The sequence below is a fragment of the Marinobacter pelagius genome, assembly GCF_900114925.1.
In the GTDB taxonomy this organism is placed as follows: Bacteria; Pseudomonadota; Gammaproteobacteria; order Pseudomonadales; family Oleiphilaceae; genus Marinobacter; species Marinobacter pelagius.
Window position 1 is genome coordinate 142,387 of the sequence record NZ_FOUR01000008.1, and the last position, 26,568, is coordinate 168,954.

Annotated in this window: 23 protein-coding genes; 18 read left to right on the forward strand and 5 right to left on the reverse strand. The window is 57.7% G+C overall.

Translation table 11 applies throughout. The annotated features are described in order from the left end of the window. From ispH to BM254_RS15535, 8 genes are all read left to right on the forward strand, one after another. On the forward strand, window positions 1-954 hold the full coding sequence (gene ispH / locus BM254_RS15500) for a 4-hydroxy-3-methylbut-2-enyl diphosphate reductase (RefSeq protein WP_092005758.1): 954 nt from the start codon (window positions 1-3) through the stop codon (window positions 952-954). A 143-nt stretch (window positions 955-1,097) separates the two neighbouring features. Beyond that, window positions 1,098-1,694 carry a GspH/FimT family pseudopilin gene (locus tag BM254_RS15505; protein WP_092005761.1) on the forward strand — a complete coding sequence of 199 codons (597 nt, stop codon included), beginning with the start codon at window positions 1,098-1,100 and terminating at the stop codon, window positions 1,692-1,694. A 14-nt stretch (window positions 1,695-1,708) separates the two neighbouring features. Then, entirely contained in the window at window positions 1,709-2,251 is a 543-nt protein-coding gene (pilV, locus tag BM254_RS15510; protein WP_092005848.1) for a type IV pilus modification protein PilV, read from the forward strand. 8 nt (window positions 2,252-2,259) lie between these two features. Continuing rightward, window positions 2,260-3,345 carry a PilW family protein gene (locus BM254_RS15515; protein WP_092005851.1) on the forward strand — a complete coding sequence of 362 codons (1,086 nt, stop codon included), beginning with the start codon at window positions 2,260-2,262 and terminating at the stop codon, window positions 3,343-3,345. A 22-nt stretch (window positions 3,346-3,367) separates the two neighbouring features. Continuing rightward, complete coding sequence (locus BM254_RS15520) at window positions 3,368-3,853, forward strand: pilus assembly PilX family protein (RefSeq protein ID WP_245777456.1); 486 nt, start codon at window positions 3,368-3,370, stop codon at window positions 3,851-3,853. Between the two features lie 35 nt (window positions 3,854-3,888). Further along, a complete protein-coding gene (locus BM254_RS15525; RefSeq protein WP_092005764.1) occupies window positions 3,889-4,281 on the forward strand; it encodes a hypothetical protein in 393 nt (130 codons plus the stop codon). Further along, entirely contained in the window at window positions 4,278-7,214 is a 2,937-nt protein-coding gene (locus tag BM254_RS15530) for a PilC/PilY family type IV pilus protein (protein ID WP_092005767.1), read from the forward strand. The genes BM254_RS15525 and BM254_RS15530 overlap by 4 nt, the downstream gene beginning before the upstream one ends. A 5-nt stretch (window positions 7,215-7,219) precedes the next feature. Next, window positions 7,220-7,672 (forward strand): type IV pilin protein, encoded by a 453-nt coding sequence (locus BM254_RS15535; RefSeq protein ID WP_092005770.1) that lies wholly within the window; start codon window positions 7,220-7,222, stop codon window positions 7,670-7,672. A gap of 35 nt (window positions 7,673-7,707) precedes the next feature. Here BM254_RS15535 and BM254_RS15540 read toward each other — a convergent pair whose 3' ends face one another. The 3 genes from BM254_RS15540 to BM254_RS15550 all read right to left on the reverse strand — a co-directional run bounded on the left by BM254_RS15540 (window position 7,708) and on the right by BM254_RS15550 (window position 11,459). Then, on the reverse strand, window positions 7,708-8,268 hold the full coding sequence (locus BM254_RS15540; RefSeq protein ID WP_092005773.1) for a GspH/FimT family pseudopilin: 561 nt from the start codon (window positions 8,266-8,268) through the stop codon (window positions 7,708-7,710). Window positions 8,269-8,379: 111 nt separating this feature from the next. Beyond that, complete coding sequence (locus BM254_RS15545; RefSeq protein ID WP_092005776.1) at window positions 8,380-9,756, reverse strand: sigma-54-dependent transcriptional regulator; 1,377 nt, start codon at window positions 9,754-9,756, stop codon at window positions 8,380-8,382. Window positions 9,757-9,812: 56 nt separating this feature from the next. Beyond that, window positions 9,813-11,459: a sensor histidine kinase gene (locus tag BM254_RS15550; RefSeq protein WP_092005780.1), complete on the reverse strand. Its 1,647-nt coding sequence runs from the start codon at window positions 11,457-11,459 to the stop codon at window positions 9,813-9,815. 92 nt (window positions 11,460-11,551) lie between these two features. On the opposite strand from BM254_RS15550, the gene BM254_RS15555 reads away from it, so the two are divergent. Further along, a complete protein-coding gene (locus BM254_RS15555; protein WP_092005783.1) occupies window positions 11,552-13,216 on the forward strand; it encodes an NAD+ synthase in 1,665 nt (554 codons plus the stop codon). A gap of 215 nt (window positions 13,217-13,431) precedes the next feature. On the opposite strand, the gene BM254_RS15560 is transcribed toward BM254_RS15555, so the two are convergent. Next, window positions 13,432-14,265 (reverse strand): outer membrane protein assembly factor BamD, encoded by an 834-nt coding sequence (locus BM254_RS15560; protein WP_092005786.1) that lies wholly within the window; start codon window positions 14,263-14,265, stop codon window positions 13,432-13,434. Between the two features lie 135 nt (window positions 14,266-14,400). Here BM254_RS15560 and rluD point away from each other — a divergent pair, with 135 nt between their 5' ends. The 3 genes from rluD to clpB all read left to right on the forward strand — a co-directional run bounded on the left by rluD (window position 14,401) and on the right by clpB (window position 19,002). Next, complete coding sequence (rluD, locus tag BM254_RS15565) at window positions 14,401-15,378, forward strand: 23S rRNA pseudouridine(1911/1915/1917) synthase RluD (RefSeq protein ID WP_092005789.1); 978 nt, start codon at window positions 14,401-14,403, stop codon at window positions 15,376-15,378. Continuing rightward, the gene (gene pgeF / locus BM254_RS15570; protein WP_092005792.1) at window positions 15,368-16,123 is read left to right on the forward strand and encodes a peptidoglycan editing factor PgeF; all 756 of its coding nucleotides are present in this window, start codon (window positions 15,368-15,370) and stop codon (window positions 16,121-16,123) included. Before rluD ends, pgeF begins: the two co-directional genes overlap by 11 nt. Window positions 16,124-16,425: 302 nt before the next feature. Further along, entirely contained in the window at window positions 16,426-19,002 is a 2,577-nt protein-coding gene (gene clpB, locus BM254_RS15575; RefSeq protein WP_092005795.1) for an ATP-dependent chaperone ClpB, read from the forward strand. Window positions 19,003-19,138: 136 nt separating this feature from the next. On the opposite strand, the gene BM254_RS15580 is transcribed toward clpB, so the two are convergent. Beyond that, window positions 19,139-19,600, reverse strand: a complete 462-nt coding sequence (locus BM254_RS15580; RefSeq protein ID WP_092005798.1) for a DUF4124 domain-containing protein — start codon at window positions 19,598-19,600, stop codon at window positions 19,139-19,141. 502 nt (window positions 19,601-20,102) lie between these two features. On the opposite strand from BM254_RS15580, the gene BM254_RS15585 reads away from it, so the two are divergent. The 6 genes from BM254_RS15585 (at window position 20,103) to BM254_RS15610 (ending at window position 26,025) form a co-directional block, all read left to right on the forward strand. Further along, a complete protein-coding gene (locus tag BM254_RS15585; RefSeq protein ID WP_092005800.1) occupies window positions 20,103-21,821 on the forward strand; it encodes an acetolactate synthase 3 large subunit in 1,719 nt (572 codons plus the stop codon). A 2-nt stretch (window positions 21,822-21,823) separates the two neighbouring features. Next, window positions 21,824-22,315: an acetolactate synthase small subunit gene (ilvN, locus tag BM254_RS15590; RefSeq protein ID WP_092005803.1), complete on the forward strand. Its 492-nt coding sequence runs from the start codon at window positions 21,824-21,826 to the stop codon at window positions 22,313-22,315. A 66-nt stretch (window positions 22,316-22,381) separates the two neighbouring features. Next, window positions 22,382-23,398, forward strand: coding sequence for a ketol-acid reductoisomerase (ilvC, locus tag BM254_RS15595; protein WP_092005806.1), 1,017 nt, complete (start codon window positions 22,382-22,384; stop codon window positions 23,396-23,398). Window positions 23,399-23,489: 91 nt separating this feature from the next. Continuing rightward, window positions 23,490-24,317 carry a CDP-diacylglycerol--serine O-phosphatidyltransferase gene (gene pssA / locus BM254_RS15600; protein ID WP_092005809.1) on the forward strand — a complete coding sequence of 276 codons (828 nt, stop codon included), beginning with the start codon at window positions 23,490-23,492 and terminating at the stop codon, window positions 24,315-24,317. 103 nt (window positions 24,318-24,420) lie between these two features. After that, window positions 24,421-25,398: a protein-methionine-sulfoxide reductase catalytic subunit MsrP gene (msrP, locus tag BM254_RS15605; RefSeq protein ID WP_092005811.1), complete on the forward strand. Its 978-nt coding sequence runs from the start codon at window positions 24,421-24,423 to the stop codon at window positions 25,396-25,398. 18 nt (window positions 25,399-25,416) lie between these two features. Continuing rightward, window positions 25,417-26,025 carry a protein-methionine-sulfoxide reductase heme-binding subunit MsrQ gene (locus BM254_RS15610; protein ID WP_245777457.1) on the forward strand — a complete coding sequence of 203 codons (609 nt, stop codon included), beginning with the start codon at window positions 25,417-25,419 and terminating at the stop codon, window positions 26,023-26,025. The last annotated feature ends 543 nt before the right edge of the window (window positions 26,026-26,568 follow it).

A 26,568-nucleotide genomic window follows, 5' to 3' on the forward strand; every position in this document is an offset into this window, starting at 1 on the left:
ATGCAAATCCGACTCGCTAACCCCCGTGGCTTCTGCGCCGGCGTCGACCGCGCCATCGAAATCGTCAACCGGGCGCTGGATGTGTTCGGTGCGCCGATCTACGTTCGCCACGAAGTGGTCCACAACAAGTTCGTGGTGGATAATCTCCGCAACCGCGGCGCGGTGTTCGTGGACGAGTTGGATGAAGTGCCCGACGACACCCTGGTGATCTTCAGCGCCCACGGCGTCTCCCAGGCGGTGCAGAACGAGGCCGCCCGCCGTGGCCTCAAGGTCTTCGACGCCACCTGCCCGCTGGTCACCAAGGTGCACATGGAAGTCATGCGCTACAGCCGCGACGGCCGCGAGTGCATCCTGATCGGCCACCACGGCCATCCGGAAGTGGAGGGCACCATGGGCCAGTATGATCACAGCAACGGCGGTGAGATCTACCTGGTGGAAAACGAGGAAGACGTGGCCAAGCTGGAGGTGAAAGACCCGTCCCGCCTGTCCTACGTCACCCAGACCACCCTCTCCATGGACGATACCGCCCGAGTCATCGACGCCCTGCGCGCCAAATTCCCCGAGATTCAGGGCCCCCGCAAGGACGACATCTGCTACGCCACCCAGAACCGCCAGGACGCGGTCAAACAACTGGCCGGCGACTGCGACCTGATGCTGGTAGTGGGCTCCCCCAACAGCTCCAACTCCAACCGCCTGCGCGAGTTGGCCGAGCGCATGGGTACGCCGGCGTACCTGATCGACGAAGCCTCCCAGATCGACCCGAAGTGGCTAGAAGGCAAGACCGATATTGGTGTGACCGCCGGTGCCTCCGCTCCGGAAGTGCTGGTGAATGAGGTGATTTCTCGCCTGAAGGAGCTGGGTGGGGAAGAGCCTCAGGAAGTTGCCGGGCGGGAGGAGAATATTGTTTTCTCCATGCCCAGAGAGCTTCGGATTGATGCGGTCGAGGTTGAGTGACTTCGACTTGCTGATGTGATGGTGGTCACATCTAATTTCTTGTTTCTGCCGTTTATCCTCTGTCCACTGCCGCTTATCGAATCACACTGGCTTGCTGCCTAGCTACCCAATAATCTGTCCCTACGTAGCAGTAGGGATAGTTTATGTCTGGCATCCGGTACAATTCAGGTTTTACCCTTCTTGAACTTCTGATCACTATCACGATTCTCGGAATTATCGCCACTTATGCGATTCCCTCATTCCGGGAGATGGTGCTGAATAATCGCCTTACCGCGCAAACAAATGAAGTGACCAGTCTCGTTAGCTATGCCCGAAGTGAGGCATCCAAACTTCGTGAGGGAGTTGTCACGATCTGTTCTTCTACGGACAGTACCTCATGCAGCGGTAATGCAGCCTGGGAGACCGGATTGATCGTGTTTCGTGATGACGATATGAATGCTGCGTTCGGCGGAACAGATCAGTTGCTTAAAGTCAGCGGCCCTCTCGCTGGCGGCAATACGCTGAGAATTCGGGATATGACCAGTGATGGGGGCGGCTATGTGCAATTTAATAGCAGAGGGTTTCCCAGGGCCTCCGCTACTGATGAAGTCGCAGGGACTTTTATCATTTGTGATGATCGCGGAGCTGCTGAGGCGCGCGCAGTCTCCATTAACGTCTCCGGACAGACCCATTTGGCACGTGATACCGATGCCAATGGCACATTGAACGATCATAAAAGCAATGACATTGCCTGTCCGTGATGGTGAGCCAAGACATGAGTAAAGTGAATAGTCACAAACACCCGGTTTTTCGCATAGGGTACCGCGCAAGCAATCAGCGTGGATTCACACTGATTGAGATTCTGGTCACTGTTTTTATCTTGGCTATCGGTCTGCTTGGACTTGCCGGACTAATCCTTGAAGGTATGCGCAATAACCAGGGAGCCTATCTCCGGACGCAGGCGAGTATCCTTGCATACGACATGGCTGATCGGATGCGGGCCAACAAGGACCGGGCATCCGATTATGCGGGCTTCAGCACGGATGGAGCCACAACTACTCTCCCTGATTGCGCAAGTGAAGATACTGGCTGCACGCCAGCAGGGCAGGCGCAGGTGGATCTCGTGGAATGGACGCGTCAGATCCAGGGCGTGGGAAGCGATATGGCTTTGTTGCCGGGCGGCGTGGGTACAATCCAGCATGATGCGGCAACGTCCAGATACACCATTACCGTCACCTGGAACGAGGTAACTCGTGACGGAGACGCGGGAGAGTCAATCTCCGGTGATGGTTCCTACTCCGTGCAGTTTTCATTGTGAGGTACAAAATGAACGGAGCCCCTGAATTGAGGTTACTTGCCAGATTGAGTAAGAGCCAAAGAGGTCTGTCTCTGGTTGAGCTGATGATCGCTCTGGCACTGAGTGCCACGTTGATTTTTGGCATTTTCACGGTGTATCTGGATTCCAGCCGAACCTCGCGCATGAGTGCTGCACTTGCCAGAACTCAGGAAGCAGCTCGAATAGCCACCGACATCATGGCTCGCGACATGCGTATGGTCGGGTTTCAGGGCTGTGCCGATCCGGATGACGTGACGTTGAATATCATTGCTAACAATCCCCCAACTGCTGATTTTTTTGAGACGACACTGCGTGGCTGGGAAGTGAGTGATGGCACGTGGGCAGACGGCACTGAGTTTGATGGTGAAGAAATTGAAGCGAACGCGATTGTAGGCAGCGATGTTATATCCGTTCAGCGCGGTGAAACCATGGAAATAGAGCTGACCGGCAACATGAAAGCGGATAACGCCAATATTCAGGTTCTGGGTGATGATATCGTTCGTTTTTCGCAGAATGATATCGTCATGATTTCCGACTGTGAAGCAGCGGACCTGTTCAGGATCTCCAGTGAGCCGTCATCGGGTACCTGGGCTCATGCCAAGAATGTCAACAGCTCAAACCGGTTGAGCCAGGCCTACACAGATTCTGCACGCATCATGCGTTTTTCTTCGTCGGTTTATTTTGTGGCAGACACCGGCCGGGATGATGTTCAAGGTAACGACATCTTTGCATTGTACCGGCAGGCCAACAATCTGGACGGTAGTGTGCAATCCCCTCAGGAGATCGTTGAAGGCGTTGAAAATCTTCAGATCGAATATGGTGAACTGCTGGGAACCAATAACGTCCGGTACCGCCCTGCAGACGAAGTCGGGAATATGGCAAGTGTTGTTGCTCTGCGCATAGGCATGCTGGTCAGCAATGCGGACCCTGTCCGGGATGATAACGATATAGCAGATTATGCACTCCCCGGCGAGACCATAACCGAGGCGAGTGGTGGGGGGACCGTTACACATCCCGAAGATCAGCGTCTGCGAAGGACCTTTGTTACGACAGTCATGCTTCGTAATCGTGACTGACTGACCGGCTATTGGTGATCGAATGATGAACAAACACAGCAGAGTGGTTTCATTGAAGAAAGAGCGTGGGGCAACGCTCATCGTATCCTTGATCGTCTTGTTGGTGCTGACGCTGATTGGCGTTGCCGGTATGAATACATCGGTAATGCAAGAGCGAATGGCCGTGAATTCCCAAAACTCGAATCGGGCTTTTCAGGCGGCAGAAAGCACATTGAGGTCATTGCTGGATGAAGTTTATGCAAACAACCTGGATTTGTTGCGCCAGTCAATGCAGGAGACTTCCAGGGAGAGCGATCGGGTGACGGTAACCGTCGACGAGGATAACGGTGTAACGGGCAGTTATCAGGCCCGCTTTCTTGGAGAGGTCATTATCACCAGCGGAAGTTCCATGGATGCCGATGAGAGCTCCAATCAGTTGAAGGGGTTCCGATACGAGCTTGAAGGTGAGGCCGGGGTGGCAAATACAGGTGCTGCTGCTCGGGTTTTCAAGGGTATTGAGTATTACTGATCTTGATAGAGGGGGCTCAGTCCCCGGAGGCAGAAATGAGTAGAGTCTATTCCTATTGCTCGACAGCGCTTTCAGCAGCGCTGATATTGATCCTCGTGATTGTTTCCTCGCCTGCTTGGGCTGAAGAGCCCGCTGGCCAGCTGATTGACACCCAATATGAAGCTGTCGAGGCAAGAGCAATTGAGCTCGTTCTGAATGCCAGTGGTGATGTGGTGGGAATTCGTGCTAAAGGCTGCCCCGGCTGTCCATCTTCAACGATCCTGCCTTCTGCCGATCTGGTGATTGAGGCTGGAGAGCGTCAGATTGATGGTACGGAAGTAAAATACCTCAATGGTGTGCCTGGTGTAATTCACATTTACCAGCCAAACGGTATGGCTTATCGGGTGTCCTTTCCTGGCGTCCTTTCATCCGGAGGTGGTGAGCAATGAGAGTATCCCTTAATTTGCGCTTGATTCTGGCGGCTGCGGCGACCGTATTTGGAGCAACGGCGACGAGTCCTCTCCATGCGGATGATACCGAGATATTCTTCACCCCGCCGGGAACTTCACAGATCGTGAAGCCCAACATCATGTTCATCATTGATAACTCGGGAAGTATGGATACAGATGTGGGCGACAGCGACATGACACGAATGGAGGTCGTCAAATCCGTGACCATGAACCTCATCGACCGGATGGAAGATGTCAATATTGGGTTGATGAAGTTCAATGTACAGAAATCTTGCAACTATCACGGATCCTGTTGGGAGTCCACAGAAAGTGGTGGGCATATCATGTCCCCGCCAGTACCGTTGGATGATGATAACAAGGTAGAACTGAAAAAGTTGGTTGATGAACTTAAGCCAGTGGGTAACACTCCATTGGCAGAAACACTGGCTGAACTCGCCCGTTATTTTCGTGGCGATAGTCCCTTCTATGATGATGAGCCTATTGATTCGGCGCTTGCTTCATCGGATGCCTATCAGTCGCCGGTCGAGTATCAATGCCAAAGGAATTATGCGGTTTTCCTGACGGATGGTGCTCCAACGGCGGATGATACCGATACAGACATCGGAAATTACATAGGGGAAAAATGCGGTAGCGCAAACTCCGACGATCCAAATGATAGTTGCCTGGATGAAGTGGCGGGCTTTTTGGCAAACGGAGACCTTAGCAGCACCCATGAGGGTAACCAATACCTGATCACTAACACTGTGGGTTTTGCTACTTCGCAAGCGCTATTGTCAGACACTGCTGAAGCAGGTAAGGGAAATTATTATCGTGCAGATGAGCAGGAAGGGCTGGAAGCTGCCTTTGACAAGATCTATGAGGCAGTGCGTGCCCAGGGCACGACCTACGTATCTCCGGGTGTTGCCATCAATACCTTTGATCGTCTTAACCACCTGAATACGCTGTACTACGCGCTTTTTCAGTCGGATAAAGGGGCAATCTGGGACGGTAACCTCAAGCGCTATAAGCTTGAGATTCGCAAAGACTCGGCTGGTAAAAACGTTGCGGTTATCGTAGACGCCAATGGCAATGCTGCCATCGACAACACCACCGGCTTTTTCAAGGAAACAGCAAGAAGCTGGTGGAGCCCGGTTGCTGATGGACCTGACGTAAGTCTCGGTGGAGCCGCTTCTCAGCTACCTGCGATTACAGAAAACCGCAAGGTATACTCGAACCTGGATTCGCGTAGATCTGACCTCACCAATTCAAAAAACCACGTTATCGTGGACAACGTTACCGGTGCAGACTTCGGCGATACCAGTTTGACCGGCGTCGAGCTCGAAAAAGTCGTCAACTGGACTCGTGGCGTCGATGTGAACGATGAGGACGGTGATTCGGATACAACTGATGCGAGAAAGCTTCTGGCTGATCCTTTGCACTCTGTCCCGCAACTTGTGATCTACGATGCAACGGCTACTCCCCAGGCGACAACTATTTACTACGGGGACAATCAGGGATTCATCCACGCGGTTGATGGCCGTACCGGTGATAGCCAGTTTTCCTTTATTCCCAGGGAACTGTTGAAGAACCAACCGGCCATGATGAACAGTACCGATACCTCCAGCAAAGTTTATGGCATGGACGGATCCGTGGTTAAGTGGGTTCACGATGAGGATGTCGATGGTGCTATAAACAGCTCTGACAGCGATTTTGTCCACATCTTTTCGGGCATGCGCCGTGGTGGGAAGAGTTACTACGCGTTGGACGTTACAACGCCGACTTCGCCGAGTCTGATGTGGTCTATTACCGGGGGATCTGGAGGCACATCTGGATTCGAGGAATTGGCTCAAACCTGGTCTACTCCCGTAAAAACGAGGATCCGTCAAGGTAACTCGCTTACTGATGTGCTGATTTTTGCAGGCGGCTATGACGTCGACCAGGACGATGCAACGGTCCGGACAGCGGATGATGAGGGACGTGCGTTGTATATCGTTAATGCGAATGACGGGTCCCTGATCTGGTGGGCCGGAGCAACTGACAGTGGTGCCGATCTGGAGCTGTCAGAAATGCAGTACAGCATTCCTGCCTCACCTAAAGTTCTGGATGTGAACGGCGATGGTGCAGCTGACCAGGTATATGTCGGTGATATGGGAGGACAGATTTTCCGGTTTGACATTGGTGTGACCGGTAAAAATGACAGCTTGCACGTGACTGGAGGACGGATCGCGAACCTGGCCGGAGATACTGCCGCCAGCAACCGGCGCTTTTACCACACTCCGGATTTGTTTGGCCTGAAGATTGGCGGCAAGCGTTATCTGGGTCTCGTTATGGGCTCTGGTTACCAGGCGCACCCATTGGATACTACGGTGGAAGATCGGATCTACATGATGAAGATTGAGGCTGTAAGTTCGGCGCCAATCGATCCCGACGACGAAACGGAAACAACGGTTCTTTACCAGACGTTGACTGAATCAGACCTCTATGACGCCACCGATAACAAGATTCAGCAAGACGACAGCGAGACAGTGAGGACAGAGGAAGCTACAAAGCTGGCGGGCAAGAAAGGCTGGTATATTCGCCTCACCAATGATGGAGAAAAAGTGCTGTCCGAAAGCACTACGGTCAACAATGAAATCTACATTACAACCTATGAGCCGAAGGCAAGTACCAATCCCTGCTTCCCGCCAACCGGAACATCCCGGATGTACCACCTGTCAGCGTTCAATGGGACGGCGGTACGCAATTACGATGGTGTAGGCAGTGATAGCGAGCTCACCAGGGAGGACCGTTACGTAGAGCTCAGCACAGCGGGTCTGCCTCCGACTCCGCAAAGGATGCGGGTTGATGACACTGATGTCATATGCATAGGCACGGAGTGTCAAACCATTGAAACAGTGAAAGGCGTCGTCGAAACCTACTGGTATGAGGACTGATCCAGATGAATCCAGGTAAGGAGCAGAGAGGTTTTACCCTTATCGAGTTGATGATTGTGGTGGCGATCATAGGCATTATTGCTGCGATCGCTTACCCCAGTTATACGGATTATGTCGAGAAAACCCGGCGTTCCGATGCTCAGGGGGCTCTCATGGGCTTGGCGGCGGCGATGGAGCGCCATTATGCGACCAATAATAGCTATGAGGATGCCGCAAGTGGCGGTGCCGATACCGGTTCGCCGGCCATTTACGCGGACGAGGCGCCCCTCGATGGTAATACCAAGTATTATGACCTGACTATCCAGGCTGCCGATGCGACTTCATTCACTCTGCGTGCCACACCGAAGGGGGCTCAGGCCGGTGACGGGATGTTGGAGCTGGACTCCACCGGCGCCCGGAGATGGGACAGCGATGCCAGCACCTCTTTCGATACTGGTGAGAATACCTGGAACAAATGATCTGATGAAAGCCGGTCCAATGACCGGCTTTTTATTCAGCAGGTTATTTCGGCACCCCAGCGCAGCTTGATAGTTCCGTCCCCGTCCTTGTCAGACTGAACGCGAAATCGTCCCACCATGTTAACCGCCATATAGGTCATCGTGCCGGTTTCCGGTTCTGCCGGGCACAGTACAAGGCTTCCGAGGGAGCCGTAAGCAAAGCCTTTTTCATTGAACTGAAAGTACCCCCTCCCGGCGGTTCTTGAGTACATAGTGAAGGGGTGACTGACCGGTTCCTGCACTCGTAGAATTTCCCCGTTGTCAGGCTGTTTATCGTTATTTACATCGACGAAAACCGATACTGGCTGTTGCCAGTCGTCCACGCATTCGTTCTTTTCGGACAGAGGGCAAATCGTAACAAGGGAATGGTTGCTGGCCGCAGCCCAGCGGGCAAAGGCAAACAGGCTATGGTAGGTATCGATAATGGTTCGATGTCTGCTACGTTCTACAACAGTATTCCAGCCTTGGACGGCCAGACCTGAAACAATGGCGAGAATGGCGATGGTGATGACCAGTTCGGGCAGAGTAAAGCCCGCTGGTCGCTGCACGACCTGCATTTTGAATAACTCTCCTTGTTAGGTGTTCATCCATGAACGCCCCGGCTTCCTGCCAGGGAGCGCATCTAATTGTATAGGGTTCCGGTTTACGCGTATGTGCGGCTCTTCGCTTTACTCCATCCCCAACTTCTTCAACCGATACCGCAAAGCCCGAAAACTGATCCCCAGCCGTTTGGCCGCGGCCGTCTTGTTCCAGCGGGTAGCCTCCAGGGCCTTCTCAATCGCCTGGCGCTCAATGGTTTCCAGGAACCCTTCAAGGTCAATCTCCCCCTCCGGTACGCTGGGGGCATCGGTGCCGGGATTGGCCGGGCCAGAGGCTGACCCTGCGGGCTGCACCCCGTTGCCCAGGTGCAAGTCGTCGGCACTGATGCGGTCCTCATCGCACAGGGTAAAGGCCCGTTCCAGAATGTTCTCCAACTCCCGCACGTTGCCGGGGAAGTCATAGGCCTTGAGCCGTTCGATGGCATCCGGGGTGAGGGCGGCCGGGTCGCATTCGTATTCCCGGGCGATGCGCCCGAGGATATGGCTGGCGAGCAGGGGAATGTCATCGGCCCGCTCCCGCAGTGGCGGAACTGCCAGTTCGATCACGTTGATCCGATAGAACAGGTCCTGGCGGAAGTTGCCTTCCTGCACCAGCTCCGGCAGGTTCTTGTGGGTGGCGCTCAGTACCCGGATGTCTACCGGTACTTCCCTGGTGTCGCCCACCGGGCGTACGGCCTTTTCCTGGATGGCCCGCAGCAGTTTCACCTGCATGGCCAGGGGCAGGTCGGCTACTTCGTCCAGGAACAGGGTGCCGCCGTTGGCGGAGCGGAACAGGCCTTCCTTGTTTTCGACGGCCCCGGTGAAGCTGCCTTTCTTGTGGCCGAAGAATTCGCTTTCCATCAGCTCGGAGGGGATGGCGCCGCAGTTGACGGCCACGAAGGGACCTTCCCGTCGAGGGCCCTGCAGGTGGATCATCCGGGCCACCAGTTCCTTGCCGCTGCCGGATTCGCCACTGATGAACACTGGCGCCTGGCTGCGGGCGAGTTTGCGGGTCTGGTTGCGCAGCTTGCGGATCTGGGGCGAGTTGCCCAGCAGAAGGCCCGGCTCGTCGGTATCCGGGTCGGCGTCGGGTTCTGCCTCGGAAAGTCTCAGTGCGCTGTTGACCAGCTCCCGCAGCCTGGGCAGTTCCACCGGTTTGGAGACAAAATCGAAGGCGCCGGCTTTCAGGGATTCGATGGCGGTGTCCATGTTGCCGTAGGCGGTAATCACCGCCACCGGCGTGGCCGGGGCGTGCTGCTGGATCCAGTGCACCAGGTCAATGCCGTTGCCGTCCGGCAGGTTCATGTCGGTCAGGCACAGCTGGGGCTGATGTTTTTCCAGCAGCTGCCGGGCGGTGGTGAGGTCCGGCGCGGTCAGGGTTTCAATGCCCATCCGGGTGAGGGTGATTTCCAGCAGGTCCCGGATATCCGGCTCGTCATCAACGATCAGTGCGGTATGCGTGGTCATTGTCTCGTGTTGGTTCCATCTCGTTGTGCGGGCCCCGGGGTCAGAAAGTTTCTAGATCAGATCATGCGCCCGGGTGGGGCAAAGGTAATGCGGAAACAGCACCCTGGCTGGTCATCCTCCACCAGCGACAGGTGCGCCTGGTTAGACTCGCACAGTTCCCGGGCCAGATAAAGGCCCAGGCCGGTGCCACTTTTGTCGGTTGTGAAGAACGGCTCAAACACCGAGCTGCGGTGTTCTTTCGAGATGCCTGGGCCGTAGTCCCGAACATCCAGATAGGCCCGTTCTCCATCCTCCGTGGTGCCCGCGCTAAGTTTTATATGCTTCTCGCCACATTGCTGCTGGCTGTAGCGAAGCCCGTTGTCACACAGGTTGACCAGAACCTGCTCGATCTGGCTCTTGTCGAACCGTGCCGCCGGTACGTCCGGGTCTATGACGAGATCGATCCGGACCGGGCTGGACTGGTCATCCTGGGTTTGCAGGAAATCCCGCCGGAACTCCTGCAGCCACACGGGAATATCCACTAACTCGGCATTCGCTGCCTTGCGCCGGGACAACTCCAGGACATTCTCGATAATGCCGTTTACCCGTCGGGAGTGGCGGCGGATGATGTCCAGCATGCGCTTGTCGCCCTCATCGAGGGACGGGGACTCCTCCATCAGCTGTGCGGCGTGGCTGATGGCGCCCAGGGGATTACGGATCTCGTGGGCGATGCCGGCGGTCAGTCGGCCGAGTGAAGCCAGTTTCATCTGCTGCGCCTGCTGGGTCACCTTGCTCATGTCGTCCACGAACACCAGGATCAGGTCCCCCTGTTCCTGGTCCAGTTGGGTAAAATTGGCCTGCAGCAGGGGCGAGGTGGAAGCGGACTGGAATGGCGCAACGCGCTTGCGCGGATCCTTGAGCCAGTCTTCCAGGCCGAGCTTGAGGGGCTGGGGCAGTACCCGGTTTTGCACCTGGCCTGAATCCTCCGCACCTGGCGTGCCGAACAGCAGTTCCTCGGCCGCCGCGTTGGCCAGGCGGATCTGCCCGGTGCGATCCAGTACCAGGATACCGGTGCGCATGCGCTGGATGATCTGCTGGTTGATCTGCTCCAATTCGGCGATGCTGCGGGCGCGGCTCGAGGCCAGGGCTTCGCTTCGCATCATCCGCCGGGAGATGTTCTGCAGGATAAACGCAGCCGCGAAATAGAGAATGCCGAGGGAGCCGGCGCGGACAATATCGTCACCACTTTCATCCAGTACCAGGACCGCCCAGCTGGAAATGCCCAGGGAGCAGAGCGCGGCCAGGGCGGCATAGAAGGTGCCCATGCGACTCGGGGTCAGGATGTTGCCGGCGGCGACCGAAATGATGACGAGATTGGCCAGGCCGTTGGTAATGCCGGTACTGCTTATCAGCAGGCCATGCATGATCAGGATGTCCAGTAGGATGGACAGGGTGATGTGCCGCTGACTGGGCTGGAAGCCGGCGAACAATGTCATCCCGATAAAGGCATTCAGGGCCAGGTAGGACACCACGCCAGCCTGGTAGTAATCCTGCCAGCGGAAACGGGGCTCCATGGCGACCGGATCAATAAACAGCAACCCCACCAGCATCAAACTGACCACCAGCCGGTAATGGTTGTAGATCCGGAACAGCTTCACTTGCTGCCAGTTGCCCGGCAGGTTCAGTGCCTGTGCGCTGCCGGTTGGTGACGTACTGCCTGTCATGGTTGCCTTTTGTCTTTGTTGGTCGGAAGAAATTCTCGCCCTCGCGGGGTTATAATAGCCTTTTCATGGCAATGAGTTACAGGAGCCGATTTATGTCCGTGTCCGGGAACGCCCCGTCCTCCCAATCGCCTGCCCGGAAGCTGCGGGTCGTCATGGCCCAGCTGGATTTCCTGGTAGGGGATATTCCCGGCAATGCCCGGCTGGTGATTGACGCCACCCGTAAGGCGGCTACCGAGCACCAGGCGGACATTGTAGTGTTCCCGGAACTCTGCCTGACCGGCTATCCGCCCGAAGATTTGCTGCTGCGCCCGAGCCTGGACCTGCGGGTGGATGAGGCTCTGGAGGAGATCCGGGGCGCGGACCTGGGGCCGGCGATCGTCATTGGAGCACCTCTGCGCCACCACGGGCTGCTCTACAACGGTGCCGTGGTGATCGAGAGGGGTGAGATCACCGGCCGCTACTTCAAGCGCTTCCCGCCCAATTACCAGGTATTTGATGAAAAGCGCTACTTTGCCGAGGGCAGGGACGTGCTAACCCTGGATATCCGGGGTATTCCGGTCGGCATCACCGTCTGTGAAGACATCTGGAAGGACGGGCCGGTGGAGGATTGCGCCGCAGCCGGCGCCCGGCTGATCCTGAACCTGAATGCGTCGCCCTACGACATCGACAAGCAGGCGAGCCGCAAGGCTCTGCTGGAGCGCAAGTCTCGGGAGAATACCGTCAGTATTGTCTACGTGAACCTGATCGGCGGGCAGGATGAACTGGTGTTCGACGGCGGCTCCATGGTCTACGACCACTCCGGTGCGTTGATGGCCGAAGCGCCGCAGTTCAGCGAGGGACTGTACCCGGTCGACTTTATCTGTGATCACCATTGCCAGCCGGTGTCCCAGTCCTTGCCCGAGGAGCCGTCTCTTGAATCTAATGTCTACAGTGCCCTGGTCACCGGGGTCCGGGACTACGTGAACAAGAACGGGTTCAAATCCGTGGTACTGGGGCTGTCCGGCGGAATCGATTCGGCTGTCACTCTGGCGGTCGCGGTGGATGCCCTGGGCAAGGACCGGGTGCGAGCCGTGATGATGCCGTTCCGCTACACCTCCAGCATGAGCCTGGAGGACGCCGAGGCCCAGGCCAACGCCCTGGGCGTGCAGTACGACGTGTTCTCCATCGAGCCGATGTACGATGCCTTCATGGCGACCCTCGCGAAGCCGTTCGAGGGCACAAAGCCGGACACCACCGAGGAGAACCTGCAGGCGCGACTGCGCGGTGTGCTGCTGATGTCTCTGTCCAACAAGTTTGGCTCCCTGGTGCTGACTACCGGCAACAAGAGCGAGATGGCAGTGGGATATTCAACGCTGTATGGGGACATGGCTGGCGGCTTTGATGTGCTGAAGGATGTGCCCAAGACTCTGGTGTTCCGACTGGCCCGCTACCGCAACACCGTTTCCCCGGTGATCCCGGAACGGGTCATCACTCGCCCGCCCTCAGCGGAACTGGCCCCGGACCAGAAGGATGAAGACAGCCTGCCGGGATACGATGTGCTGGACCAGATTCTCAATCTCTATGTCGAGCGGGATTTCAGCGCCGAGGCCATAGTAGCGGAGGGGTTTGATGCCACTGATGTGGCGAGGGTGATTCGGCTGGTGGATATCAACGAGTACAAACGCCGGCAGGCGCCGATCGGCGTGCGGATTACCGAGCGCGGGTTTGGTAAGGATCGGCGGTATCCGATTACCAATGGCTGGAAGAGTGGGAAGTAGCGGTGTGATTGAAAATGGGGTCAGAAGAAAGCGTTCTTCAGACCCCGGGTTCGGGTCAAGCTCGGGAGTCCGGCCGCCAGGCAGGGGTCAGATGAAGGTTTTCATCTGACCCCATCTTCAGGTCAATCTTCTGAGCCAGGCGTCAACTCCGGGGTCCAACTCAGGGGTCTGATGAAAGCCTTCATCTGACCCCAATTTAGCGTCCGGCTCCAACTTCACTCGTCCCCCATCAACCCGAACGTCACCACATTCATCAACGACCGGTTCTCCCCTTTCAACCGGTCCGCCACAAACTCCCCGTCCTCATTGAACGCCTCACTGTCCGGGAAATTCTCCCGAAGCAGGGCAATGCTGTCCCGCGCGCCTTTTTTCAGGTCCAGGAACTGGTAGGTCTCGGCCATGATGATCAGGGCTTCTTCCACGGCCGGGGCGGAGGGATAGTTCTCGACCACATAGCGCGCCCGGTTATTGGCCGCCAGATAGGCCTCGCGCTTGATGTAATAGTTGGCGGCGTGCAGCTCCAGTTCGGCCATGCGATTGCGGATGGCGATCATGCGCTGGCGGGCGTCGCTGGCATAGGGGCTGTCCGGGTAGCGGTTCAGCAGTTGCGAGAAATCCCGGAACGCCTGGGTCTGTTCACCGGGGTTGCGGGCGGCTACATCGATGGGGAAGTAGCGGGCCGCCAGGCCGAGATCCAGGTTGTAGGAAGCCAGTCCACGCATATACAGGGCATAGTCGGCATGGTCGCTCTGCGGATTCAGCCGCAGGAAACGGTCCGCCGCGGCCCGGGCGCCTTCCAGATCGAGGTTCTGGTAGCGGGCGTAGATCAGGTCCAACTGGGCCTGTTCGGCGTACCGGCCGAACGGGTAATAGGTCTCCAGGGCATCCAGACTCTCCTCGGCTTCATTGAAGTTGCCGGAGTCCATCGCCTGGCGGGCATTCTCGTAATAGGTCTGTTCCGGCAGGACTTCCTCCTGTTTGTTACTGGCGCAGGCGCTGATCATGACCACCAGGGTGGACAGCAACAGCAAACGAACAACTGATCTCATGCCGGAATCCCGTATAATGTCGAAAAGTTTTTGAGCAGCGGCCATTGTAGCGGGGAAGTCGGCCCATGTGCAGAGGTTACCTCGCCCGATTGCCAGAATCTGATCAAAACGTAACACACCGGCCCCGGGGGCTTGATGTCATCTGAAAACCGAATTACCGCACGATTTGTTGTTCCACCCGATCTGAGCGACCGCAGGCTCGACCAGGCTGCTGCCGCACTGATGCCCGAGCATTCCCGTTCCCGCCTGCAGGGCTGGATCAAGGACGGCACCCTGACCGTCAACGGCGAGGCCCGAAAGCCCCGGGACAAGGTCATGCTCGATGACGTCATCGAACTGGATGCCGAGCCGGAAGTGCAGGTCAGTTGGGAAGCGGAAGATATCCAGCTGGATATCGTGTACGAGGACGAACACCTGCTGGTGATCAACAAGCCAGCGGGGCTGGTGGTGCATCCGGCGGCCGGTCACGCGGCAGGTACCCTGGTCAATGCCGTCCTCAGTTACGCCCCGGAAGTGGAAAACCTGCCCCGCGCAGGCATCGTCCACCGGCTGGACAAAGACACCTCCGGCATCATGGTCGTGGCCCGGAGCCTGATTGCTCACACCTCGCTGGTCGACCAGCTCCAGACCCGCACCATGGGGCGCGAGTATGACGCCGTCGTGGTGGGCACACTCACCGGCGGCGCCACGGTTGACGCCCCCATTGGCCGACACCCCCGCGAGCGCAAGAAAATGGCCGTGGTCTCCAGCGGCAAACCGGCCGTCACCCATTACCGCCTGGTAGAGCGCTTCGCCGCCCATACCCATATCCGCTGCAAGCTTGAAAGCGGCCGAACCCACCAGATCCGGGTGCACATGGCCCATGTGAAGCATCCCCTGGTGGGCGATCAGCTCTACGGTGGCCGCATGCGCCTGCCCAAAGGCTCGACAGAGGAATTGCGGGAAGTGCTCTCCGGCTTCAATCGCCAGGCGCTCCACGCCCGGCAGCTGACTCTCGAGCATCCGGAAACCGGTGAAATCCTCAGCTGGGAAGTGCCGCTGCCGGAGGACATGGTTCATCTGATCGAAGCCCTGCGCAAACACGTCCGGGAACTCGAGAGCCATGATTTCTGAGCAGCTCGTCCTTCGCCCCGACTGGTCCGCACCCAGAAATGTCCAGACGCTGTGCACCACCCGCCAGGGCGGTGTCAGCCAGCCACCCTGGAACACTCTTAACCTGGGTAGTCATGTCGGGGACAACCCCGACCATGTTCAGTCCAATCGACAGCGCCTGGCCGAATTCACCGGCCTGGACGCCTCCCGTATCGCCTGGCTGAACCAGGTCCACGGCACCGAAGTGGTGGAGATCACCGCCGACAACGTCGCCACGGTCCCGGAGGCGGATGCCAGCTTTACCCGGGAACCGGGAATTGCCTGCGCCATCCTCACCGCCGACTGCCTGCCGGTGGTGTTGTGCGACCGAACCGGGAGTGTTGTCGGTGCCGCCCACGCTGGATGGCGAAGCCTGTGCGGCGGCGTGCTGGAAAACCTGATCAGCGCCATGGCCGTGCCCGGCGATGAACTGATCGCCTGGCTCGGCCCGGCCATCGGCCCCAAACAATTCGAAGTCGGCCCGGAAGTGCGTGACGCATTCCTATCACACGACCCGGACGCCGCAAGGGCATTCAAAGAAGAGGGCGCGCGCGCTGGTCACTACCTGGCCGACATCTACCAACTGGCCCGTCAACGCCTGGCCAGTGCCGGCGTCCGCTCCGTCTCCGGCGGCAGCCTCTGCACCGTTCGCGACCGTGACTGGTTTTTCTCCTATCGGCGTGATGGTAAGACAGGGCGTATGGCGACGCTGATCTGGATGAACTAGCGCCTGCGAGTCTACCCGCGAATGTTCGGGCGATGGGCTGGTGGAGCTTCCCGGAACTGTCTGCAGCATGGATGCTGCAGTCAAGCCTACATGGATGTATTTACGGCGTGTTCCGGGAAGCTCCACCAGCCCATCGCTTGCTCCGAACACACATGACGGTGGTCAATTTAGCCCAAAATAAAACCACCCCAGCTTGAAGTCCCTCCCGCCGCCCCTACATTTAAATGCAAAGCAATTTGGATATAACCGAACCGCCAAAGGGTTCGCCAGATATCCGCTAACTGATTTGGGGAAACGGAAACATGAGAATCGACAAGCTCACCAGCAAACTGCAGACCGCACTGGCGGACGCGCAGTCGCTCGCGGTTGGCAAGGACCACAACTTCATTGAGCCCCTGCACCTGATGCAGGCACTGCTCGACCAGGAAGGCAGCTCCATTAAACCGTTGCTGAAACAGGCCGGCGCCGACCCTGCACGCATCCGCCAGGCCATCGCCCAGGAAATCGAGAACCTTCCGGAAGTGAAAGGCTCTGCCGGCGATGTCTCCATGTCCAACGACATGGGCCGCCTGCTCAACATGGCTGACAAACTGTCCCAGAAGCGCAAGGACCAGTTCATCTCCAGTGAGCTGATGCTGCTGGCCGCCCTGGAAGACCGGGGCTCCCTCGGCCGGGTACTGCGGGAGCAGGGCGTGGACAAGGCCGCCCTGGAAAAGGCCATCGACGAGGTTCGTGGTGGTGAGGCCGTCACCGATCCGGGTGCCGAGGAAAACCGCCAGGCCCTGTCCAAGTACACCATCGATCTGACCGAGCGTGCCGCCGAAGGCAAGCTCGACCCGGTGATTGGCCGTGACGACGAGATCCGTCGCACCATCCAGGTGCTGCAGCGCCGGCGCAAGAACAACCCGGTACTGATCGGTGAGCCGGGCGTGGGTAAGACCGCCATTGTCGAAGGTCTGGCCCAGCGCATCGTCAACGGCGAAGTGCCCGATGGCCTGAAGGACAAGAAGGTGCTGTCCCTGGACATGGGCTCACTGATCGCCGGTGCCAAGTTCCGCGGTGAGTTCGAGGAGCGCCTGAAGGCCCTGCTGAACGAGCTGTCCAAGCAGGAAGGGCAGATCATCCTGTTCATCGACGAGATCCACACCATGGTCGGCGCTGGCAAGGCCGAAGGCTCCATGGACGCCGGTAACATGCTCAAGCCGGCTCTGGCCCGGGGTGAGCTGCATTGCGTTGGCGCCACCACCCTGGACGAGTACCGCGAGAACATCGAGAAGGATGCCGCCCTCGAGCGCCGGTTCCAGAAGGTCCTGGTCAGCGAGCCGAGTGAAGAGGACACCATCGCTATCCTGCGTGGCCTGAAAGAGCGCTACGAGGTTCACCACGGTGTTGAAGTCACCGACGGTGCCATCATCGCGGCAGCGAAGCTGTCCCACCGGTACATCACCGACCGGCAGCTCCCGGACAAGGCAATCGATCTGGTGGACGAAGCCGCCAGTCAGATCCGCATGGAGATGGACTCCAAGCCCGAGGCACTGGACCGTCTCGAGCGTCGGCTGATCCAGCTGAAGATCGAACGCGAGGCCCTGAAGAAAGAGAAGGACGAGGCGTCCAAAAAGCGGTTGTCAGAACTGTCTGACGTGATTTCCGGTGTCGAGCGCGAGTACGCCGACCTGGAGGAAGTCTGGAATTCCGAGAAGGCGGCGCTGCACGGCTCCCAGAAGATCAAGAGCGACCTGGAGCAGGCGCGGATCGATCTGGAAAATGCCCGCCGTGCCGGCGATCTCGGCCGCATGTCCGAGCTGCAGTACGGCAAGATTCCGGAGCTGGAGCGCCAGCTGGAAATGGCTGGTCAGGCCGAGATGAAGAAAATGGAGCTGCTGCGTAACCGCGTCACCGACGAGGAGATCGCGGAGGTGGTTTCCAAGTGGACCGGCATCCCGGTATCCAAGATGCTCGAAGGCGAGCGTGACAAGCTCATGCGCATGGAAGAGGCCCTCCATGGCCGCGTAATCGGTCAGGACGAGGCGGTGGAAGCTGTTTCCAACGCGGTCCGCCGTTCACGCGCTGGCCTGTCCGATCCGAACCGGCCCAACGGTTCGTTCCTGTTCCTCGGCCCGACCGGGGTGGGCAAGACCGAGCTGTGCAAGTCCCTGGCATCCTTCCTGTTCGATACCGAGGAAGCCATGGTGCGAATCGACATGTCCGAGTTCATGGAGAAGCACTCCGTGGCTCGCCTGATCGGTGCGCCTCCCGGCTATGTCGGTTATGAGGAAGGTGGTTACCTGACCGAAGCGGTACGCCGCCGCCCGTATTCAGTGCTGCTGCTGGATGAGGTGGAGAAGGCGCACCCGGATGTCTTCAACATCCTCCTGCAGGTACTTGAGGATGGTCGCCTCACCGATGGCCAGGGCCGCACGGTGGACTTCCGCAACACCGTTATCGTGATGACCTCGAACCTGGGCTCCGACATCATCCAGCAGAAAGCGGGTGAGGAGAACTACGAGGCCATGAAGAATGCGGTGATGGAAGTGGTAGGCACCCATTTCCGCCCTGAATTCATCAACCGCGTGGACGAAGTGGTGGTGTTCCATCCGCTGGCGGAAGACCAGATCCGAGGCATCGCCAAGATCCAGATCGCCGGTCTGAGCAAGCGCCTGAAGGAACAGGACATGAAGCTGGAGCTGGACGACGTGGCCATGGATCTGCTGGCGGAAGTGGGCTACGACCCGGTTTACGGTGCACGGCCGCTGAAGCGGGCGATCCAGCGCAACATCGAGAATCCGCTGGCGCAGAAGCTGCTGCAGGGAGAGTTTGTGTCCGGGGATACCATTCGCGGCACGGTGAAGGATCACCAGCTGGTGTTCGAGAAGGCCTGATCGGTATCGGACAGAGCCGGGATTTGAAGTCGGGGTCAGAAGAAAGCTTTCTTCTGACCCCATTTTCAAGCCTGACTCGGGGTTACATCTAAGACGGGGTCAGATGAAAGCCTTCATCTGACCCCACCTTCACCCCTCATTCTTCCATCGGCCCACAATTCTCTTCGGCAATCTCCTCAAACCGCATCCGCTGCTCGGCAATCTCTTCCGGTGACAGGTACCGCCGCTCGCCGTCTTCCTCCACCTGGATCCGCGCATTGCTGTCGATGATTCTCAGGTTGGACTGGGCAGTCGCACAATTGGCCTCGCGCTGCTTGCGGATCGCTTCCATCTCGGCCCGTTCACGCTCGGTCAGTTCGCGCTTTTCCGCTTCCTGCTCCATGGCCTGCACCTGCTCCTGGGGGCTGGTTCGGTTGGACGCGTTGGTGGAACCCTTGCCGGAACGGACACTGACCTGCTCGGCCTTGCTGCCCGTGGGCTGGCGGTCACCAAAATGGGTAACGCCGTTTTCGTCCGTCCATTTGTAGACGGAACCGCTGTGGGCAATGCCCGGTACCAAAGCCATTAACAGGGTCAACATCAGGATTTTTCTGTTCATGGATCTACTCGCCGTGGTTTGCTACCGGTCAGATTCCGCTGCCGGTTGGAATTATTGGTGAAGTCTATCATGCCATCCGGAACGCCGATTTTCTTTCGTCTGGTTCAAATCTCGGGGCCCGGATTCTCCAAGTATGGCAGACCTTCGGTCATATTGGGTGGATTAACGGCCGGCGGCTATTGACAGGGAGTTTCGCGCTGTCAGAATTGGCGATTGCCTGAAACTGGGGTTAATTCGGCAGGCAATCCCGAGCGAGTATCCCCCGTTAATCACCACACTGAACACATCGGGTCCCGATGTGCGCTGGTTGTTGCTTACGTGCAACCCGTTGATTGGTCGTTCTCCGCAACCCTCAGGAGGGCGGCTGGCCAGGAGACAACCTCTTATTTTGCAGGTGTGGAGGAGCAAGCCGGTTCCGCTTTCACAAGAAGCAGGGAGACCGTGAATCCAGGCAACCGGGGCGAAACCCGGCTCATTCACTCGTAGAAGAGGGTAGAAAATCGTGGAGTTATTGTCTGGCGCCGATATGCTGATCCGGTCCCTTCAGGATGAAGGTATCGAATACATATACGGCTATCCGGGTGGTGCAGCCCTTCATATTTATGATGCGCTGTTCAGGCAGGACAAAGTCAAGCATATTCTGGTACGGCACGAGCAGGCGGCGGTCCATATGGCCGACGGCTACGCCCGCGCGACCGGAAAACCAGGTACCGTACTGGTGACCTCGGGTCCTGGAGCCACCAACACCATTACCGGCATTGCCACCGCGTTCATGGATTCCATCCCCATGGTGGTTCTGTGTGGTCAGGTTGCCTCCCACCTCATTGGTGAGGATGCCTTCCAGGAAACCGACATGATCGGTGTTTCCCGTCCCGTGGTGAAGCACAACCTGAGCGTGCGCCACCCCGAGGAAATTCCTGAAGTCATTCGCAAGGCCTACTACATTGCCGCGACCGGCCGTCCCGGCCCGGTGGTGGTGGATATCCCCAAGGATATGACCACGCCGAACGAGCGCTATGAGTATTCCTATCCGAAGAAGGTCAAGCTGCGCTCTTACAATCCGGCCATTCGTGGCCACGCTGGCCAGATCAAGAAAGCGGTCGATATGCTGCTGGCGGCCAAGCGCCCGGTTATCTATGCCGGCGGCGGTGTGATCCTGGGCAAGGCCTCGAACCAGCTGACCGAGCTGACCCGCATGCTGGGTTATCCGCTCACCAATACCCTGATGGGTATCGGCTGTTACCCGGCATCCGACAAGCAGCATCTGGGCTGGCTGGGCATGCATGGCACCTACGAAGCCAACATGGCCATGCACCACTCGGATCTGATTCTCTGTGTCGGCGCCCGTTTTGACGACCGGGTAACCAACGCCACCGAGAAGTTCTGTCCGGGTGCCCGGATCATCCACATCGACATCGATCCGGCCTCCATCTCCAAGACCGTGGAAGCGGATGTGCCCATCGTCGGCCCCGTGGATGCGGTGCTCAAGGAGATGCTTGCCCTGGTGAAAGAGAGCAAGGACAAGCCCGATGCCGACGCGCTGGCTTCCTGGTGGAAGCAGATCGACGAGTGGCGGGCGTTCCACGGCATGCGTTACGAAACCAGCCCGGATGTCATCAAGCCGCAGGAAGTGATCGAACTGCTTTGCAAGCTGACCAACGGCGAGGCGTTTGTCACCTCCGACGTGGGCCAGCACCAGATGTTTGCGGCCCAGTACTACAAGTTCGACAAGCCCAATCGCTGGATCAACTCCGGTGGCCTCGGCACCATGGGCTTCGGCCTGCCGGCGGCGATGGGTGTCAAGCTTACCCATCCGGACGACGAGGTGCTGTGCATCACCGGTGAGGGCAGTATCCAGATGAACATCCAGGAACTGTCCACCTGCAAGCAGTACAACCTGCCGGTGAAGATCATCAACCTGAACAACCAGGCCCTGGGCATGGTGAAGCAGTGGCAGGACATGAACTACGAGTCCCGTCACTCCCAGTCCTACATGGAGTCCCTGCCGGACTTCATCAAGCTGGCGGAAGCCTATGGCCACGTGGGCGTGCGCATCGAGAAGAAGGAGGACCTTGAGTCCAAGCTCAAGGAAGTCCTGGCGATGAAAGACAAGCTGGTGTTTGTCGACATCTATGTCGACCGCTTCGAGCATGTCTACCCGATGCAGGTAGCCCGCGGTTCCATGAAAGACATGTGGCTCAGCAAGACGGAGAGGGTGTGATCATGCGTCGAATCATTTCTGTTTTGCTGGAAAACGAGCCGGGTGCGCTGTCACGGGTGGTTGGCCTGTTTTCCCAGCGCAACTACAACATTGAAACACTGACCGTGGCGCCGACCGAAGACGAGACCCTGTCCCGTCTGACCGTTACCACCACCGGTTCTGACAAGGTCATCGAACAGATCACCAAACAGCTGAACAAGCTGATTGAAGTGGTGAAGCTGGTGGATCTGACCGAAGGCGCCCACATCGAGCGCGAGCTGATGCTGGTGAAGCTGAAGGCCACCGGTTCCCAGCGCGCCGAGATCAAGCGCACGGTGGATATCTTCCGCGGCCAGATCGTGGACGTCACCAGCTCGGTGTACACGGTTCAGCTGGCGGGCGACAGCGACAAGCTCGACGGCTTTATCCAGGCAGTCGGTACTTCCGGAGTTCTGGAAGTGGTCCGTACCGGGGTGTCCGGTATTGCCCGCGGCGAGAAGGTGCTGAGCCTGTAACGGCCAGAATTGACAAGTTCGAACATCATGGCCCTGCGGGGCCATCACAAATAACAGAGGTTTCTCATGCAGGTTTATTACGATAAGGATTGTGATCTTTCCATCATCCAGGGCAAGAAAGTTGCCATCATCGGTTTCGGTTCCCAGGGCCACGCCCATGCGTGCAACCTGAAAGAATCCGGTGTTGACGTGACCGTCGGTCTGCGTCCGGGCTCTTCTTCCATCGCCAAGGCCGAAGCTTATGGCCTGAAGACCAGCGACGTGCCGTCTGCCGTCGCCGCCGCTGACGTGGTCATGGTCCTGACTCCTGACGAGTACCAGTCTCAGCTGTACAAGGCCGAGATCGAGCCGAACCTGAAAGAGGGTGCAACCCTGGCTTTCGCCCACGGTTTCGCCATCCACTACAACCAGATCGTTCCGCGCAAGGATCTGGACGTGATCATGGTGGCTCCGAAGGCTCCGGGCCACACTGTTCGCACCGAATTTGCCAACGGTGGCGGTATCCCTGACCTGATCGCCATCTTCCAGGACGCTTCCGGCAACGCCAAGAACCTGGCCCTGTCCTACGCCAGCGGCATCGGTGGCGGCCGTACCGGCATCATCGAAACCAGCTTCAAGGACGAGACCGAAACCGACCTGTTCGGCGAGCAGGCCGTTCTGTGTGGCGGTACCGTTGAGCTGGTCAAGGCCGGTTTCGAGACCCTGGTTGAAGCCGGTTATGCACCGGAAATGGCCTACTTCGAGTGTCTGCACGAGCTGAAGCTGATCGTGGACCTGATGTACGAGGGCGGCATCGCCAACATGAACTACTCCATCTCCAACAACGCGGAGTACGGCGAGTACGTGACTGGCCCGGAGATCATCAACGAGCAGTCCCGCGAAGCCATGCGCAATGCTCTGAAGCGCATCCAGAGCGGTGAGTACGCCAAGATGTTCATTTCCGAAGGCAGCCTGAACTACCCGTCCATGACCGCGCGCCGTCGTGATAACGCCGCCCACCAGATCGAAGTGGTTGGTGAGAAGCTGCGTTCCATGATGCCGTGGATCACTGCCAACAAGATCGTGGACAAAGACAAGAACTGATCCGGATTCCCGGCACAGTTTTCGAAAACGCGGCCCGGGTGGCCGCGTTTTTCGTATATACTCCGCCCAAATGCTTTCCGGAGTTCCAGGAATGACTGAAGAGAAAAAATCTGTCGACGCAGAAGCCACCTTCAAGAATGAACAGCCAGAGACCCAGGACCCTGAGATCGATTCCGGTGAGGTCGTGGAAGAGGAGCTGGTCGAAGGAGCGCCCGTCCGTCGCAAGGGTATTTATCTGCTGCCGAACGCGCTGACTACCGCGTCCTTGTTTTCGGGGTTTTATGCGATTGTCTCGGCCGCCAACGGTGTCTTTGATAACGCGGCGATTGCGATCTTTGTTTCCATGATCCTCGACGGCCTGGATGGCCGTGTCGCACGGATGACCAACACCCAGAGCAAGTTCGGCGAGGAGTACGACAGTCTCGCAGACATGGTGGCCTTCGGCGTGGCGCCGGGGCTGGTGGCCTTTTTCTGGTCCCTGAACGGCCTTGGCAAGTTCGGCTGGGCCATCACGTTCATCTATGTTGCCGGCGCTGCCTTGCGGTTGGCCCGCTTCAATACGCAGATCGGTTCAGTGGACAAGAAGTTCTTTGTCGGGCTGGCCAGTCCGTCCGCGGCCGCCTGTGTTGCCGGTCTGGTCTGGTGCTTCCACCAGTTCGAGCCCTCCACCTGGCTGACCATGCTGACAGTCATCGTGGTCGGCGGTACCGGGGTGCTGATGGTCAGCAATATTCTCTATCGGAGCTTCAAGGATCTGGACATGCGGGGCCGCGTGCCGTTCGCTGCCATCTTGCTCGTGGTCCTTATCCTTGTGGTGATCGCCCTGGACCCGGCAACCGTATTGTTTACCGTGTTCCTGCTCTATGCGTTGTCCGGACCTGCCCGCGCCCTGTTTCGCGGCAAGCCACGCCGTCAATAAGGCGTAACAACCCTGCAGTTATTGCCCCGGGCCCGGCGCCCGGGGAATTCTGACGGGATACTCCGGTCAACCAATCAGGCTTCTGGTTAACCGGAGATTCCCGATGCTTATCAAGAAACGCCCGTCCTGGGCACTTTCCCATTCTGACGTCACGCCCGAATCGGTCTACCTCGACCGCCGCCGTTTCATGGGTGGCATGGTTGCGGCTGCCCTTGCTGGCGCCGGAGTGCCTCGCCTTGTGGACGCCGCAGCCTTGCCGATACAGGGCGAATCCCTCGAATTTACAGCCATGCCGGGCTTCTCCACTGACGAGGAGAAAACCCCGTATGAAGATGTAACCCGCTACAACAACTTCTACGAGTTTGGAACCGGGAAGGGCGATCCCGCCCAGTACGCGGACGAGATGTCCGTGGATCCATGGTCGGTGATCGTCGAGGGGGAGTGCGACAGGCCCGGAACCTATGCCCTGGAAGATCTGGTCCGTCCCCATGACTACCAGGAACGCATCTATCGGCTGCGCTGTGTTGAAGCCTGGTCCATGGTGATTCCCTGGATCGGGATCCCCCTGGCGGACATGCTCAAGCGTTTCGAACCGAACTCCCGGGCCAAATACGTCTATTTTGAGACGCTCCACGACCCGGACCAGATGAGGGCCCAGCGTTCACTGTTCAGTACCATCGACTGGCCCTACCAGGAAGGTCTGAGGATGGATGAAGCCATGAACGAGCTGAGCTTCATGGCGGTCGGACTCTACGGTAAAACCCTGCCGAAGCAGAATGGTGCGCCCATGCGGCTGGTTGTGCCCTGGAAATACGGCTTCAAGAGTATCAAATCCATCGTGAAGATCCGTTTCCAGGAAGAGCGGCCGAAAACCACCTGGGAGATGATTGCTCCGCAGGAGTACGGCTTCTACGCCAACGTGAACCCGGAGGTGGACCATCCGCGCTGGAGCCAGAAGCGTGAGCGCCGGTTGCCGTCAGGACTGTTAAGCCCCAACTGGATGGAAACACGGAAGTTCAACGGTTATGGCGAGCAGGTTGCCCACCTGTACAAGGGTATGGACCTGACCAAGTACTATTAAGGGAATGTACGACCAACCATGACCATTCCGATGTTGCCGTTCAGAATACTGGTCTTCCTGCTGTCCTGTGTGCCACTTGCATTACTGCTCCTCGATATCGCCACGGGCTCCCTCGGCCCCGATCCGGGGCAGACGGTGACCGAGACGCTCGGCCTGTCGGCACTTCAGTTGCTGATCGTAACTCTGTTCATGACTCCCCTGGCCCGCTGGACCCATTGGTCCGGGTGGATAAAGGTGCGCAGGATGGTCGGTTTGTTTGCGTTCTTTTATGCAGCCCTCCACCTGATGGCGTTTTTGCAGTTCATCCTGGGGTGGACCGATCTGTGGGCGACGTTCACCAAACGCCCCTACATTATCTTCGGAAGTCTGGCATTTCTGCTGTTGATCCCCCTGGCGGCCACCTCCACCAAAGCGATGGTGCGCAGGTTGGGGCGGCGGTGGAAACCGCTGCACCGTTTGATCTATCCGGCTGTTGCTCTGGTGTGGTTGCATTTTATCTTCCAGGCCAGGAGCGATATCACCGAAATGGTGATTTATGGGTTGGTGGTGGTCTTTTTGCTTGCCATAAGAGGGTATTGGTTCGGCTGGCATTCCCTGGTTCCGCTGAGAGCGGCCAAAAGACGCTGAAAAAGGTTATTAGTTGACCGGATTGGGTGGCATTTGAGCAGCCGAGTAGGTGGAAACCGAAGGCCGGGAAAATAAACCGAAATTGGTCGTTGACAGTTTTCCTGAGGGCTGTAGAATGCGCACCACTTCTGAGGGACAAGCCACTGAGACAGGGGCGGCCCGAGGGGGTAACTGCTTGAAAGCTTTGAAGAAAATGGTTTTCAGATTTCTTCAGAAAGCGGTTGACAAGGTGGCGGTTCAGTGTAGAATGCGCGCCTCGTTTGAAGCAGTAAGCCGGACGGTTTTTAGCGGATTTGAGAGATTTGAAAACGCTGAAAATTAACGGTTGACAGGGTCGGGATTCGATGTAGAATACGCGGCCTTGATTGAGCAGACGCTCAACGCTCTTTAAAAAGTTAACCAAGTAATTCGTGTGGGCGCTGGCCGAGGTATTTCGGACACGAAATATCAGGACAGTGACTCGTCGAAATTGAGTTTTGTCTTGAGCAAGAATAGAGAATCTTCGGATTCTTGTATGATTTAAACTGAAGAGTTTGATCATGG